Here is a 15,066-nt window from a genome sequence, read left to right on the forward strand (position 1 = left end):
TTTTATTCTAGGCTAAGATGGAACTAATGTATTAGCTGTACCAATATTAAGGAGCTATTTTGATAGCAAAGGTATTTAGAGGTATTTGGACTGGAATAAACTTTTCTCGTCGTTTAATACTCAACATTTTGTTTTTATTACTGGTTGTTGTATTTTTTATGTCGCTTTCGAGCGATGACGATACAATAATGATAGAAGATGGCTCTGTACTTAGGCTTAATCTTAATGGGCCAATTGTTGAAGAAAAAACATACATAGACCCTGTTGAAGCAGCCATTAACGATGCAACATCTAATTCAGAAGCTCCGAGCGAAATTTTACTTGACGATGTAGTCAAAGTAATTGATGAAGCCAAGAATGATGAGCGCATCAGCGTTATCTTACTAGATTTGCAAGAAATGCCTAAAGCTCACTTAAATAAGTTAAAGCGTATAACTAAATCGTTAGATGCCTTTAAGCAAGCAGGTAAAAAAGTGATTGCTTCGGGCTACTATTACACCCAATCGCAATATTATATTGCTTCGCATGCCGATGAAATTGCAATGCACCCTTATGGTTCGGTAGCCATTGAAGGCTATGGAATGTACCCACTTTACTTTAAAGAAGCACTAGAAAAGCTTAAAGTAACGCAGCATATTTTCCGTGTCGGTACGTTTAAGTCGGCAGTAGAGCCGTTTATTCGTAACGATATGTCTGATGCTGCTAAAGAAGCTAACCGTGTTTGGCTTGGTGCGTTGTGGAGTGAATATAAGCAAGATGTTGCTGCGGTACGCCCTTTTGATGAATCTAACTTTGACGAAACCATGGATGTTTACCTTGCTAAAATGAAAGCAGCAAATGGCGATGCAGGTAAATATGCACTTGACCATCAATGGGTCGACTCGCTTAAAACAACTCAGCAAATTCGCCAACAACTAATTGATTTAGTTGGCGCACAAGAAGACGGCAAAACATTTAAGCAAGTGTCATTTCGTGAGTACTTAAGCGTAGTTAAGCCCCCTATCGAATTTGATAACCCCATAACAGAAAAAGTTGCCGTAGTTGTTGCTAAAGGGACGATTGTTGATGGTGATCGCAAAGCTGGAGAGATTGGAGGCGATTCTACCGCAGCTTTACTTCGCAAAGCTCGCCTTGATGATAAAGTAAAAGCGGTTGTTTTACGTATTGATTCGGGTGGCGGAAGCATGTTTGCCTCAGAGGTTATTCGCGCTGAAGTATTAGCACTTAAAGCCGCTGGCAAACCTGTAATCGCATCAATGAGCTCAGTTGCCGCATCTGGCGGTTATTGGATTGCATCAGCAGCGAATGAGATTTGGGCAGCACCAAGTACCATCACCGGCTCTATTGGTGTATTTGGTACATTTATGACGTTCGAAGATACATTATCTGAAATTGGTGTTTACTCAGATGGTGTTGCAACAACAGAAATGGCTGGATTTTCTATTACTCGCCCTCTTAATGAAAAAATGGCACATGTTATTCAAATGAGTGTTGAAGAAGCTTATGGGCGCTTTTTAAATGTGGTTGCAGATGCGCGTAATATGACACCAGAGCAAGTTGATAAAATTGCACAAGGGCGTGTGTGGATTGCTTCACAAGCGCAAGAGCTTGGCCTAATTGATAAGCTTGGCGATAAACAAGATGCAATTGATGCCGCTGCAGCACTTGCAAAGCTTAATCACTACGAAGTGAAAACAATTAAGCAAGACCTAAGCCCGCAAGAAAAAATGCTACAAGATATTTTTGGTAGTGCATCCGTTAAATCTATGCTTGGTTTAAATACAAATACAGCCTCTGTTTTAGCCACTCAAGCTAATATTAATACGGTGATAAAGCGTTTAAGTAGTGAAGTAGCAGACTTAAAAGATTATAACGATCCGCAAGGTGTATACGCACGTTGTTTAGTGTGTAGCGTTGCACAATAAGCGTGCGCGTATTTACTCAAGCAGCTGTATTTAAAACAACTTAACGTTATACTAAGCCCAGTTTTTTTACTGGGCTTTTTTTATGAAACGTAAACGCATTTATATCGCATACACAGGCGGTACCATAGGGATGAAAAAATCGAGCCGTGGCTATATTCCGGCTGAAGGTTTTTTAACAGAAACAGTGGTCAATAACGCAGAATTTAACCGTGAAGAAATGCCCCTTTTTGATATTCACGAATACTGCCCTCTCATTGATTCATCTGATATGTCGCCAGCGCATTGGCAACTTATAGCAGATGATATTAAAAGCAAATACCACGATTACGATGGCTTTGTTGTACTTCATGGCACCGATACAATGGCTTACACGGCCTCCGCTTTGTCATTCATGTTCGAAAACCTGACTAAACCCGTTATAGTTACTGGCTCACAAATTCCGCTATCGCAGCTACGCTCAGATGGGCAAGTAAACTTATTAAACGCCATGTTTTTAGCGGCTAATTACCCAATTGCTGAAGTGAGCTTATTTTTTAATAACCAATTATTTAGAGGTAACCGAGCCACTAAAGCTCATGCCGATGGTTTTAATGCCTTTGCATCTCCTAACCTAGAGCCTTTAGCGTTATCTGGTATTAATATTCAGCTAATTAGAGGTCAACTAAGTCCTTATGTAGAAAACGAACTGCAGGTCACCCCCATTACACCCCAACCCATTGGTGTACTTTATTTATACCCAGGCATTAGTAAAGATGTGGTTAAAAGTTTGGTGAATGACAATATAAAGGCATTGGTATTACTGAGCTTTGGCGTAGGTAATGCACCTCAAGACCCTGACTTTTTAGACGTGCTAAGTGAGGCAAGTAAACGCGGCATGGTTATTGTTAATTTAACGCAATGTTTAAAAGGCCATGTAAATATGGGCGGCTACGCTACGGGTAACGCGTTATTAAATATTGGTGTAATAAGTGGCTACGATATGACACTAGAAGCGTGTTTAACAAAGCTGCATTATTTGTTTAGCCAAAACTTAGAAATTGAAACGATTCGCCATTTAATGCAAGACAATTTACGCGGTGAATTAAGCCGCTAATGTTAGTAACCAAAACGCAAAAGGCACGCTAAATAGCGTGCCTTTATTATTTTAATACAGTAATTATCTTACTTTTGCGTCTATAGCGACTAAATCTGTTAAGTGGCACACTTCACCTGAGTGAGTTTTAATGCCATGCTCACCAAAGTAATCGCGCTGAGCTTGTACTAAATGTCCATTACTTGGCGTGGTTAATGTTGCTAAATATGTTTGTGTTGATGCAAGTACAGGAAACGCTAAGCCAGTCATTACGGCTTGCCCTGTTATTTTACGAAGCGCATTAGATTCATTTTCAAGTGTATCAATGTATTCAACGCCTTGCGCTACGCTATCTAGGTAATCAGCACGAATAATACAACCAGCACGCCATGTTTGCAGTGTTTTAGCTAAGTCTACTTTCCACTGATGGGTACGAGACGCCCCTTTAATTAACGCTAAACCTTGGCGATACGCTAATAAACTCGCTAATGTAAATGCATCTTTTAGCTCTTCAAGGTCAATATCAACCTCGTTTGTAGCTTTAGCAGCATACGTCATTTCTTGTGCAGCAGTCGTATCACATACATTGGTTAAGTGGCGAGCTTGTACTGCGGCTACCAAAGAAGGAACAGCAATACCTAGCTCAAGTGCATTTTGCGCAGTCCAAAGGCCTGTGCCTTTTGCGCCCACTTTATTATCAATTAAATCAACAAGCGGCTCTTGCTTGGTGTTTTCAAGAGACAAAATATGGCTAGAAATAGCAAGCAAATAACTATTTAGGTGGCCAGTAGACCAGTCATCAAAAATTTCAGCCACTTCTTTTGGTGAGCGGCCTGTGCCAATACGCAGTAATTGATACACCTCTGCAATAAGTTGCATAATTGCGTATTCAATACCGTTGTGAACCATTTTTACAAAATGGCCACTGGCCGATTGACCCACGCGTGCGAAGCACGACTCGCCATTGTAGCTAGCGGCTACTTTTTCAAACCACGGTTCGATTCGCTCCCAACCGCCTTCTGAGCCACTTGCCATCATTGCAGGACCATGACGTGCGCCTTCTGCACCGCCAGAAATACCCATAGTGGCAAATTCAAATTTGTTTTGATACTTAAGTTTACGATTAATGCCATCTTTGTAGTTGCTGTTACCACAATCTACAATCATATCATTACACTGTACGCCAGCTTCAATAAGCTCATTACATACCGCATCAACCAGTTCGCCTGCCGGCACTAGTAATAAAATAGAGCGAGGTGTTTCTAAACGCCTTACCATGTCTCCTAAATCAGAAACAATATGAAGTCTATCGGCCATGCCTTGCGATTTAGCACAACTTAATAACTCTTCACCCGCATGTGGGTTTTTATCATATGCGACTAACGTTATGCCTTTTTCAATCATGTTTAAGGCAATATTTTTGCCCATAACGCCTAACCCGACTAATGCAACTTGCATTTAGTGTCCTCCTCGGTAACAACTATTTGGTTAGTAAACTAAGTAATTCATTAAATAATACCGCGTGCATTATACTCATACCGTCATAAAATGCGAACGTTGAGCTAATACAGCATGCTTTTTTATTACGCTATTAAAAAGCACAGCAATTGTATCAAATATAAGGGCTTCGCGGTTACAAATACTCTGCGTATTTTGAATTTAAGATCATTGACGGATTTTGACACCGGTGTCATAATGATGACATATTCGTTTTGTATAAAATAGTGGCAATACTAACTAGTTTGCCTATAACTAAAAATGTTTATACATAAGTTATAAGTATTTTGAAGTCACAAAATAACCGTCAACCTGCTTACACATCTAAGCACACAGGAGAATTTGATGCTAAGACGCACAAAAATAGTCGCTACACTTGGGCCTGCAACAGATCGAGATAACAATTTAGAAAAAATTATTCGTGCTGGCGCTAATGTAGTACGTTTAAACTTCTCACATGGTGTTGCACAAGATCATAAAGACCGTGCACAAGCTGTACGCAATATAGCTAAAAAATTAGGTAAACACGTTGCTATACTTGCAGACCTTCAGGGCCCTAAAATTCGTGTTTCTACCTTTAAAGAAGGTAAAGTAAACCTTGCAGTAGGCGCAAAATTTACCCTTGATGCGAAAATGGAAAAAGGTGAAGGCGACGTAAATGCGGTAGGTATTGATTACAAAGAATTACCACAAGATGTAAGCCCAGGGGATTTATTACTATTAAATGATGGCCTTATTCAACTAACCGTAGAGCAAGTAGAAGGTCACTTAGTACACTGCTCGGTTACGGTAGGTGGTGTATTATCAAATAATAAAGGCATTAACCGTTTAGGCGGTGGTTTAACGGCCCCTGCGTTTACAGAAAAAGACAAAGAAGATTTAATCACTGCAGCTGAAATAGATGTTGATTACATTGCAGTATCATTCCCACGCAGTGGCGATGATATGCGTTATGTACGCTCTTTAGCAGAAGCTGCAGGCTCTAAAGCACAACTACTTGCAAAGATTGAACGTGCAGAAGCCGTAGAAACACAAGAAGCAGTAGATGATATCGTTTTAGCATCAGACGCTGTAATGGTTGCTCGTGGTGATTTAGGTGTTGAAATTGGTGATGCTGCACTAATGGGTAAACAAAAACTCATTATTCGTCGCGCTCGTTCATTAAACCGTACTGTTGTAACCGCAACACAAATGATGGAATCGATGATCGATAACCCAATGCCAACACGCGCAGAAGTTATGGATGTAGCAAACGCAGTACTTGATGGTACTGATGCCGTTATGCTTTCAGCAGAAACCGCTGCTGGTGATTACCCTGAAGAAACGGTAGCGACAATGGCACGTGTTTGTTTAGGTGCAGAATCGCAAAAAGAAACCCACGTATCTAAGCACCGTTTAGACAGCCGTTTTTCTAACAATGCAGAATCTATCGCGCTTTCAGCTATGTACGCTGCTAACCACTTAGATTCGGTTAAAGCAATTGTTACCTTAACTGAGTCAGGTAGCACCGCTAAACTTATGTCGCGTATCAGCTCTGGTTTACCTATTTACTCGCTTTCACGCCATGCAAGCACGCTAGGCCAAACAGCGCTTTATCGTGGTGTTTACCCTGTATTTTTTGATTCAACAAAAACTGAAAAAGACGGCATGGTAAAAGCTGCACTTGATACCCTTGTTGCACAAGGTTCATTACAGTCTGGCGATACAGTCATTATTACTCACGGTGACTCAATGGAAACTGTGGGCGCAACTAACACAATGAAAATTGTAACTGTAGCGTAATTTCTGCCTTATATAAAAAATGCGAGCTAAAGCTCGCATTTTTTATAAATACCAATCCGCATAATTAAGTGATGTATTTTGAGGATGGATGAACGTGTTGATAGCACAGCAAAAAATTCGCTATTTAGTTGTTCTCGGCAATTGCTCCTGCATTGCTCTACCTTCTGCATCCATGCAGTCGTAAATGAGAAATTTTTAACGCAGATAGCGACACGTTTATCCCCAAAAAAATGATTAAGTATTATTGTTGATTGGTATAAAACATCAAACTAGCTAGCTAGCGCTGCTTTTACTTTATCGCGGTAGCTTCGGCTTACTTTAAGCTCTTGTCCATTTTCAAGCACTAATAAATACTCACCACTTACTTGTGTAACCAGCTTGCTTATTTGTTTGGTATTTACAATTGCACTGCGATGAACTCGCACAAACAAATGTGGGTCGAGCTCTTGCTCAAGCTCTTTCATTGTTTTACGCAAAATATGTGTTTGCCCATCTTGGCAATGTAAACACATATAATCTCCTGCGGCATCAACCCATTGAATTGTTGCAACCGGGACACGAATAATTTCACCCTGCTCTTTTACCGCCAGTGATTCTGGGTAACGTTTATCAGTTAGGGTATCGCCTGTGGCTAATTTTTTAAGAATTTCTTCACAGTTATTACCTGTAATACCGGCAACAAAACTCGCTAGTTTTTTCTTATGGGCGTTGTCTTGCTGTGTTTTTAAGTAACTATGCACTTTTTCTACCGCCTGTTTTAGTCTGTTATCGTCAACGGGTTTTAAAATGTAATCCAAAGCATGTATTTCAAATGCCTTTACTGCAAATTGATCAAACGCAGTAACAAACACAATCGCGGGTAACGCTTTAGTGCTTTCGCTTAAGGCACGGGCAACTTCAAAGCCATTCATTCCTGGCATTTGTATATCTAAAAAAACTAAGTCTATTGCGTGCTCTTTGCATGCTTCTATTGCATCAGAGCCTGAACTACACAGTTTAATGACTTCTATATCAGTATATTCTTCAAGTCTTACTGCTAAGCCCTTTCTTGCTAATGGTTCATCATCAACAATGATGGTTTTAATTTTAGTCATTTCTTCACAGCCTTCTCAAACGGTACTCGCAGATTAACTTTCAATCCACTTGGCGTATTATGTGATAATACAAACGAATAATTATTTTCATAGAGCGTTTTTAATCTGTCTTTGGTATTTGCCACCCCTACCCCTTGTGCATTTACAAGTTGTCCGTCTATTAGTTCGGTACCGGGTCCATTATCACCTACTTCTAGTAGTAGCTCGTTGGCAAAAACCTGTGCTTTTATATCTATCACACCGCCTTGTGACATATGCGCAATGGCGTATTTAATTGCGTTCTCAATTATCGGTTGCAAAATTAAGCTCGGCACAAGTGCCTCTTTTGCTTGCTCGCTAACATCTACATTTACTTTTAAACGCTCATCAAATCTAACTCGCTCAATTTCTAAATACAGCATTAATGCGTGTAGCTCTTGCTCTAAAGGCACTTTTTTAATGGGGTCAGTATTTAGTGTATAACGCAAAAAGTCGCTTAACCTTGCTACCATTAAGTTAGCATCTTTGTTTTCTTTTACCAAAACTAATGTAGAAATAGCATTGAGGGTATTAAATAAAAAATGCGGGTTAAGTTGGTATCTGAGCATTTTTAATTGTGCTTCATGGGCCATTGTAGTTGCTTTAAGCGCTTTTTGTCGCTCACTCTGTAATAGCTGATAATACTTTATGCCAAAGTATAAGCCACTCCAACATAAAATTATGTAAACAGAGTCTAAACCATGCTGTAAATAGTAAAACCAATCTTCTGGGCGGTAACCATGGCGGTATATTTCCCATAAATTAAATTTTTGTACAATTGCCCACAACGTACCTGTAATGTACGAGGCACCAAATACAACCACCATTAATACCCATGGTGATGCATTCCAAGTTTTTCTGTAAATATAACGAAGTGGAACTGTCATTAAACAACCAGCATAGGCATTTAATAATATAACGAATACGTAAATATCACGCATTTCAAATACTTTAGAGCCGATATAATTTACAAGCGCATAACCAATCCAGCCAGCAATTTGCAATAGCCAAAAAAAGCGTTGCCTGTTATCAACCAAAGATTGCCAATTCAAAATAAAATACAACTCCGTATAAGTTAGCCAATAAGTTAAAATTCCGTTAGGTAATTTAACCACTGGTTTTGTTATTATATCGATTATTACAAAGTGTTAGCAGTGCCAACTGTCTTAATTTTTAAGACCCTTACCGCAAAGTAACGCCCATAAAAAAGCGAAAGGTATTTACCTTTCGCTTTTAAATATTTAATAGCAGGATTTAAGTTAAGCCAGCTTGTCTGATGCCACTTTATAAGTTGGGTCTTCAATTACGTTCACTTCAACTAAATCACGCGCTTTGTGTAAAAGTTGCTTACAGTCTTTACTTAAATGACGTAAGTGAAGCTGCTTACCTGCTTTAGTGTACTTATCAGCTAAGCTGTCGATGGCTTCTATTGCACTGTGATCTGCAACACGGCTGTGTTCAAATTCAATAATTACATCTTTAGGGTCGTTTTTAACATCGAATAACTCTGAAAAGTTTTTAACTGAGCCGAAAAATAACGGGCCATGCAGTTCGTATACTTTAGCACCTTGCTCGTCAATGTAGTTAGTTGTGTAAATATGTTTTGCATGTTGCCAAGCAAAAACTAAGGCAGAAACAATAACACCAACACACACTGCAATCGCTAAATCTGTTATTACAGTCACACCCGATACTAATACAATAACAAAAGCATCAGACAGTGGCACACGCTTCATCATTTTAAAGCTTGCCCATTCAAAGGTACCAAGCACAACCATAAACATAACACCGACAAGCGCTGCCAGTGGGATCATTTCAATTAAACTTGAAGCAAATATTATAAAAGCAAGCAGCATTAATGCTGCACTTATCCCCGACAAGCGCGAGCGCCCGCCCGAGTTAATATTAATCATTGATTGTCCAATCATGGCACAGCCACCCATAGCGCCAAAAAAGCCACAGGTTACATTAGCAGCACCTTGGCCAATACACTCTTTATTTGAATGACCACGGGTTTCGGTAATTTCATCAATTAAGCTAAGCGTTAATAACGACTCAATTAAACCAATAGCCGCTAAAATTAATGCATATGGAAAAATGATATAAAACGTTTCTAGCGTAAATGGAACCATAGGAATATGAAATTCTGGCAAGCCGCCAGCAATGGTAGCCGCTTCATTCCCTGTCATCCCTTTCAAGAAATCAAGTACTGTGCGTGAGTCTAAATCAAGGCCTATTACTAACGCCGTTACCGTTACAATAGCAACTAAAGAAGAAGGCACTGCAGTAGTTAGCTTTGGTAAAAAGTGAATGATAGCCATAGTTAACGCCACCAAACCCAACATGATGTATAGGGCTTCGCCCGTCATCCATTGCTGACCGCCTGCGCCATCTGGCACTTTAAACTGGCCAAGTTGTGCTAAAAATATAACTATCGCTAATCCATTTACAAAGCCGAGCATAACAGGATGCGGAACCATGCGAATAAACTTACCAAGCTTAAATACCCCCGCGAGTATTTGCAGTATCCCCATCAGCAACACTGTGGCAAATAAATACTCAACACCGTGATCTAAAACCAAACTTACCATTACAACAGCGAGTGCACCGGTTGCGCCCGAAATCATACCAGGGCGACCACCAAAAATAGCCGTAATTAAACCAACGATAAACGCGGCATAGAGACCAACTAAAGGTTCGACATTTGCTACAAAAGCAAACGCAACAGCTTCTGGAACTAAAGCAAGTGCTACAGTTAAGCCAGATAAAATATCGTTTTTAGCAGAGCTAGGCGCTTTGCTGAGTAAGTTAAACATTGAGTTCCTCAGGGGTTATCAGGTTAGGATCGAAAAAAGCGCTAAATGTTACCAAATTAGCGCTCATTTAACAATTCGCACACAGCGTTATTAGCTTTGTTAGTATAGCTTAACTGTGAGTTGTTTATTTTTTATAGAGGAAGAGACGTACTGCGTTTTACACATGTCATCGTTACGTTAGAGTGTACCTCTTGAACGTATTCTAAGCTGAGTAAATTATCACGTACAAAGTGTTCATAGCCTTCTATACCTTGTGAGATTATGCGCAGCATAAAATCCATAGTGCCGGCCATCGTGTAACATTCTGTCACTTCGTCATAGCTCATAATTAGCTTTTCAAACTCAGCTAAGTTTTTCTTACCATGGTTAGATAAGCGCACATGTGCGTATACAAGCATGTCAAAGCCAAGCTTTTTCTCATCTAAAAGCGCAACTTTACTTTTGATGTAGCCATCTTGTTCAAGCTTTGCAATGCGTCGCCAACAAGGTGATTGAGATAAGCCTACTTTGTCTGCAATTTCGGCAGTTGAAAGACTTGCGTCCTGTTGTAAAAGTGCCAAAATTTGGCGATCTACGTGATTTAGAGACATTTTATTTCTTATTTATCTAATAAACTGGTTAAATTATACAGCCAATTTAAAATTCCGTCTGCAATAATTTTGCATTTCCATGGATTTTAATTAACCAAATTGGCCACTTATAAATGGATTAGTGCGTTTTTCGTGGCCTACAGTGGTATCTTCACCATGGCCAGCTAAAATTTTTGTGTTGTCATCAAGCGTTAAAATATGACTTTTAATCGACTCAATGAGCTGCTCTGTGTTGCCTTTAGGGAAATCTGTACGCCCTACCGAACCTTTAAAAATAACATCACCAACAATAACGCATTGCTGATCAGGCTCATAAAATACAATATGGCCAGGAGTGTGCCCAGGGCAATGCTTAACACTAAAGCTAAGTTTTCCAAGCGTTAGTACATCATTATGGTTAAGCCAAATATCAGGATAAAATGCATCAATAGTTGAAAAGCCAAACATTTGTGCTTGCATAGGCAAGTTGTCAAACCAAAATGACTCATCTTTTTGCGGGCCAATAATTTGCACATTGTAATGTGAGCGTAGTTCATCGGCCGCACCTACGTGGTCTAAATGACCATGCGTAAGCCAAATAGCGCTCAATACTAATTGGTGCTCACTAAGCGTGGCAATAATTTTTTTTGGGTCACCGCCTGGGTCTATCACCACAGCTTGCTTTGTTTCTGGACAGCTAATTATTCTGCAATTTTGAGAAAAACCAGTCACGGGTATCGTAATAACGTGCATATTAAATTTCTTTATCTTTTTGATCGGGAATAACGGCTACTTGTTCGTACGACATCAAAATTGGGTATTTTAAATACGCCTCGTCATAAAATGGGGTGTGTGAATATAACCAGTGCAAACGTGCCTTAGCATCTTGCGAAAATGCTTTATCTTTAAGCTTTTCATCAAACTCCAAGGCAAGTTTCGGGTTGTCTTTGAGCATTTTTCGTGCGTACGGGATTAACGCATAGTTTTCCATATACTCTGTTCGTTGAAAAATTGTGTTGAATTCCCCCCACGCAAAAAAAGAATCTGGGGCTTCTGGGTGTAATAAATGAACCGCTAATTCCCCTGCTTTTTGCTGTGTATTTACTTGATACCATCCGTCTAAATTTACATTTATTGCCGGCACATAATCAAAACTTGCTGAAACCCTAAAACGACCCTCAAATGGGGCGTTATCAAACGAGTAATCAAGCACTTTAGCAAGCTTTAGCGGTTGCGTATTCTCGCCTTTAAGTTTGTTTACGGACACCCCATGTAGCTTGAGTTTTTCTATTATGTCGGTATACACAGGTGGAATAAAAAACGCCTGCGGCACATCAACAACTCGCTCAACCTCTTTTTGCCAATAAATCGGTAAATCAGTATAGGTATATGCTTTGCCTAAATATTTAACCTCAGTTTGCCCCGAAAGCGCACTCATACTTGATGTGTATTCTACCCCTTTAAATTCACTGATTGTGTCTGCTTGTTTAGCATAAGCTCGTTTAACAATTAGTTTCTTAGGTACAAATTCTTGCTCTTTTTTTACGGCGTTCGCAAGTTCATGACTGTACTGAGATAGCGCATTAATCGCCCCATCTAAAAATACATAGGTGCCTAATACACGTTGTTGATAAGGTTTTAAAGAATGGTTTTCGACTAAAATTGTTGGTAATGATTTTAAATCACCCCACCCGTTTGAAAAACGCGGTGTGGCAACCCAGCCCGCAAGGCCTTTTTTAAAGTCGCGTTTATCCATAACAAACACCAATGGCCCAGGTATATGCCCTTGCTTTTGTAATGTTTCATCAATAACCGGCTTTATATACTGATTTAATGCATCAGATATCGCGGGTGATTCACTTGCAAATACAGGGTTATAACCATAGGTCACATCGTACTGATAATCAGCGCCATCAGTAACATGCACATCAATGTATAAGTTAGGGTTGTAATCATTAATAACTTTTAAAACACTTCTCACCTCTGGTGTATCTAACTTAGTAAAATCACGATTAAGGTTTAGATTATTTGCATTGGTTCTAAAGCCCATTTTTTCAGGGCCGCGCTGATTTATGCGATTAAATGCACTACTGCGTTCATGCCCATCTACGTTTAAAATAGGAATAAAAAGTATGTTTACCTTTTTTAGAATATCACGGCGCTTACCCGTTGCAATATCGCGCAGCAACATAAACATGGCGTCTTTACCATCTATCTCACCAGCATGAATACCGGCTTGGATAAAAATAGTTGGCTTAGTGCTGTTGGCCATTTGCCCTGCTTCAAAAAAGCCTTGTTCACTGGCAACCAACATTTTAATAGCGCGATGGCTATTACTGTAGCCTATTACTTGAGACTGAAACTGTGTGGGATTTGCCGCTACTAGCCTATCTACAAACGCCATTGTGTCGGCATAGCTTGGCGAAGATTTCCCCTGAGATAATTCAAAATCAGTGGTTAGCGGGCCTTGCTGCTGTAATAACGAAACGCTATCACCTTGCCAAGGAATAAGGGGCGGTAAGTGACTGTTATCTGCCACAATTGCAGATAAAAATAACAGACTTGCAAACATAGTTTTCTCTAACAAACGCTTTAATAAAATAAATTATATCAAGTAAACATGCTTATATTATAAAAGTGCGGTGATTCAACAAAAAAGGAAGTCCATTTATATCAATTCGCTTAATTAGGTGATCTATTTTGAGGATGAAAAAACGTGTTGATAACTAGCCAAAAAATTTCGCTATTTAGTTGCTCTAAATGAGGTTTTAACGCAGGTAGCGACACGCTTAGCCCCGATAATGATTGAGTATCATTGCGGGTGGGAGTAAAGAATGTATTAAATTATAAACACAAAAAAAGGAGCCTAGGGCTCCTCTTTAATACTTATTTAAAAAAGCTTAAGCTGCCGCTAGGCCTTCTTTTGCTTTTTCAACAAGCGCTGCAAATGCAACTTGGTCGTAAACAGCGATATCTGCAAGGATCTTACGATCGATTTCTACAGAAGTCTTTTTAAGACCATTGATAAAACGGCTGTAAGACAGACCATTTTGACGTGAAGCTGCATTGATACGTGCAATCCATAATTGACGGAAAGTACGTTTCTTAGCACGACGGTCACGGTAAGCGTATTGACCCGCTTTAGTAACTGCCTGGAAAGCTACGCGGTAAACACGTGAACGTGCTCCGTAGTAACCTTTAGCTTGCTTTAAAACTTTTTTGTGACGTGCACGTGCGACAACGCCGCGTTTAACTCTTGCCATTTCTAAAAACCCCTATTAAGCGAATGGTAACATACGTGAAACTAGACCATGGTCATTTTTATGAACCATCATCTTAGGACGTAGGTGTAACTTACGCTTAGAAGTTTTCTTAGTCAGAATGTGACGAAGATGCGCTTGTTTACGCTTGAAACCGCCAGAAGCAGTTTTCTTGAAACGCTTAGCAGCGCCTCTGTGACTTTTTAGCTTATAAGCCATTGCAATAACTCCAAATGTATTGCTTAAAAATTAGTAAGCAGGCGTGAGATATATTTCTATAGCTCCACTTTTAGGCCTAACTTACTGCCATATTCCGGTGAAAACCCAGCATAAATGCCGCAATTTTACTTTAAAACCGGTTAGCACAGGTGAATATTTGCATATTACTTGGGTACCTGAGCTAAATTCGGTGCGCATTATCGCTTAAAAATTATTTTTTAGCAACAGGCGCCATCATCATAACCATTTGGCGGCCTTCAACACGATTTGGGAAAGACTCAACTACTGCAAGTTCTTCTAAATCAGCCTTAACACGGTTTAATAATTCGATACCAATTTCTTGGTGAGCCATTTCGCGGCCACGGAAGCGGATAGTAATCTTAGCTTTATCGCCAGCTTCTAAGAACTTACGTAAGTTGCGAAGCTTAACCTGATAATCACCTTCATCCGTGCCAGGACGGAATTTGATTTCTTTAATCTGGATTTGCTTTTGCTTCTTCTTCTGCTCTTTTAGTTCTTTGCTTTTTTCAAAGATGAACTTACCGTAGTCCATAACCTTACAAACAGGCGGCTCAGCGTTTGGGCTAATCTCTACAAGATCAACACCCGCTGCATCAGCCATAGCTTGCGCGTCTTTTAATGACTGAATTCCAGCTTGTTCGCCTTCGATGTCGATTAAACGAACTTCTTGAGCTGTAATTTCTTCGTTAATACGATTTTTTTGAGCTGTTTGTTGCCCTTTCTTGCCGCCTCTAATGGTACGTTCCTCCAAGAATATCAATAATATAAGCGTGTAGTTGGCTGTTTGTGATTG

The 15,066-nt window shown here is 39.7% G+C and carries 13 protein-coding genes; 3 read left to right on the forward strand and 10 right to left on the reverse strand.

What is annotated here, in order from left to right; all coding sequences use genetic code 11:
• Positions 1-59: 59 nt before the first annotated feature.
• Together sppA and ansA are read left to right on the forward strand one after the other, a co-directional pair.
• Complete coding sequence (gene sppA, locus WDB87_RS04635) at positions 60-1,925, forward strand: signal peptide peptidase SppA (RefSeq protein ID WP_337849212.1); 1,866 nt, start codon at positions 60-62, stop codon at positions 1,923-1,925.
• Between the two features lie 82 nt (positions 1,926-2,007).
• Positions 2,008-3,018: an asparaginase gene (ansA, locus tag WDB87_RS04640; RefSeq protein ID WP_337849213.1), complete on the forward strand. Its 1,011-nt coding sequence runs from the start codon at positions 2,008-2,010 to the stop codon at positions 3,016-3,018.
• 63 nt (positions 3,019-3,081) lie between these two features.
• Here ansA and gndA read toward each other — a convergent pair whose 3' ends face one another.
• Positions 3,082-4,455, reverse strand: a complete 1,374-nt coding sequence (gene gndA, locus WDB87_RS04645) for an NADP-dependent phosphogluconate dehydrogenase (protein ID WP_286247395.1) — start codon at positions 4,453-4,455, stop codon at positions 3,082-3,084.
• Between the two features lie 384 nt (positions 4,456-4,839).
• On the opposite strand from gndA, the gene pyk reads away from it, so the two are divergent.
• A complete protein-coding gene (gene pyk / locus WDB87_RS04650) occupies positions 4,840-6,276 on the forward strand; it encodes a pyruvate kinase (RefSeq protein ID WP_286247394.1) in 1,437 nt (478 codons plus the stop codon).
• 269 nt (positions 6,277-6,545) lie between these two features.
• Here pyk and WDB87_RS04655 read toward each other — a convergent pair whose 3' ends face one another.
• From WDB87_RS04655 to infC, 9 genes are all read right to left on the reverse strand, one after another.
• Entirely contained in the window at positions 6,546-7,370 is an 825-nt protein-coding gene (locus WDB87_RS04655) for a LytR/AlgR family response regulator transcription factor (RefSeq protein ID WP_286247393.1), read from the reverse strand.
• A complete protein-coding gene (locus tag WDB87_RS04660; protein ID WP_286247392.1) occupies positions 7,367-8,440 on the reverse strand; it encodes a sensor histidine kinase in 1,074 nt (357 codons plus the stop codon). The genes WDB87_RS04655 and WDB87_RS04660 overlap by 4 nt, the downstream gene beginning before the upstream one ends.
• 207 nt (positions 8,441-8,647) lie before the next feature.
• The gene (locus WDB87_RS04665) at positions 8,648-10,204 is read right to left on the reverse strand and encodes a SulP family inorganic anion transporter (RefSeq protein ID WP_286247391.1); all 1,557 of its coding nucleotides are present in this window, start codon (positions 10,202-10,204) and stop codon (positions 8,648-8,650) included.
• 131 nt (positions 10,205-10,335) lie between these two features.
• Positions 10,336-10,794: an Lrp/AsnC family transcriptional regulator gene (locus WDB87_RS04670; RefSeq protein WP_002960703.1), complete on the reverse strand. Its 459-nt coding sequence runs from the start codon at positions 10,792-10,794 to the stop codon at positions 10,336-10,338.
• 90 nt (positions 10,795-10,884) lie between these two features.
• Positions 10,885-11,526, reverse strand: a complete 642-nt coding sequence (locus tag WDB87_RS04675) for an MBL fold metallo-hydrolase (protein WP_337849214.1) — start codon at positions 11,524-11,526, stop codon at positions 10,885-10,887.
• Position 11,527: 1 nt separating this feature from the next.
• Positions 11,528-13,345 carry a M14 family metallopeptidase gene (locus tag WDB87_RS04680; RefSeq protein ID WP_337849215.1) on the reverse strand — a complete coding sequence of 606 codons (1,818 nt, stop codon included), beginning with the start codon at positions 13,343-13,345 and terminating at the stop codon, positions 11,528-11,530.
• Between the two features lie 328 nt (positions 13,346-13,673).
• Positions 13,674-14,036, reverse strand: coding sequence for a 50S ribosomal protein L20 (gene rplT, locus WDB87_RS04685; protein WP_004587841.1), 363 nt, complete (start codon positions 14,034-14,036; stop codon positions 13,674-13,676).
• A 15-nt stretch (positions 14,037-14,051) separates the two neighbouring features.
• Complete coding sequence (gene rpmI, locus WDB87_RS04690) at positions 14,052-14,252, reverse strand: 50S ribosomal protein L35 (protein ID WP_004587840.1); 201 nt, start codon at positions 14,250-14,252, stop codon at positions 14,052-14,054.
• 211 nt (positions 14,253-14,463) lie between these two features.
• A complete protein-coding gene (gene infC, locus WDB87_RS04695; RefSeq protein WP_024034072.1) occupies positions 14,464-15,024 on the reverse strand; it encodes a translation initiation factor IF-3 in 561 nt (186 codons plus the stop codon).
• Between the last annotated feature and the right edge of the window lie 42 nt (positions 15,025-15,066).

This window comes from Pseudoalteromonas sp. C12FD-1 (assembly GCF_037414265.1).
In the GTDB taxonomy this organism is placed as follows: domain Bacteria; phylum Pseudomonadota; class Gammaproteobacteria; order Enterobacterales; family Alteromonadaceae; genus Pseudoalteromonas.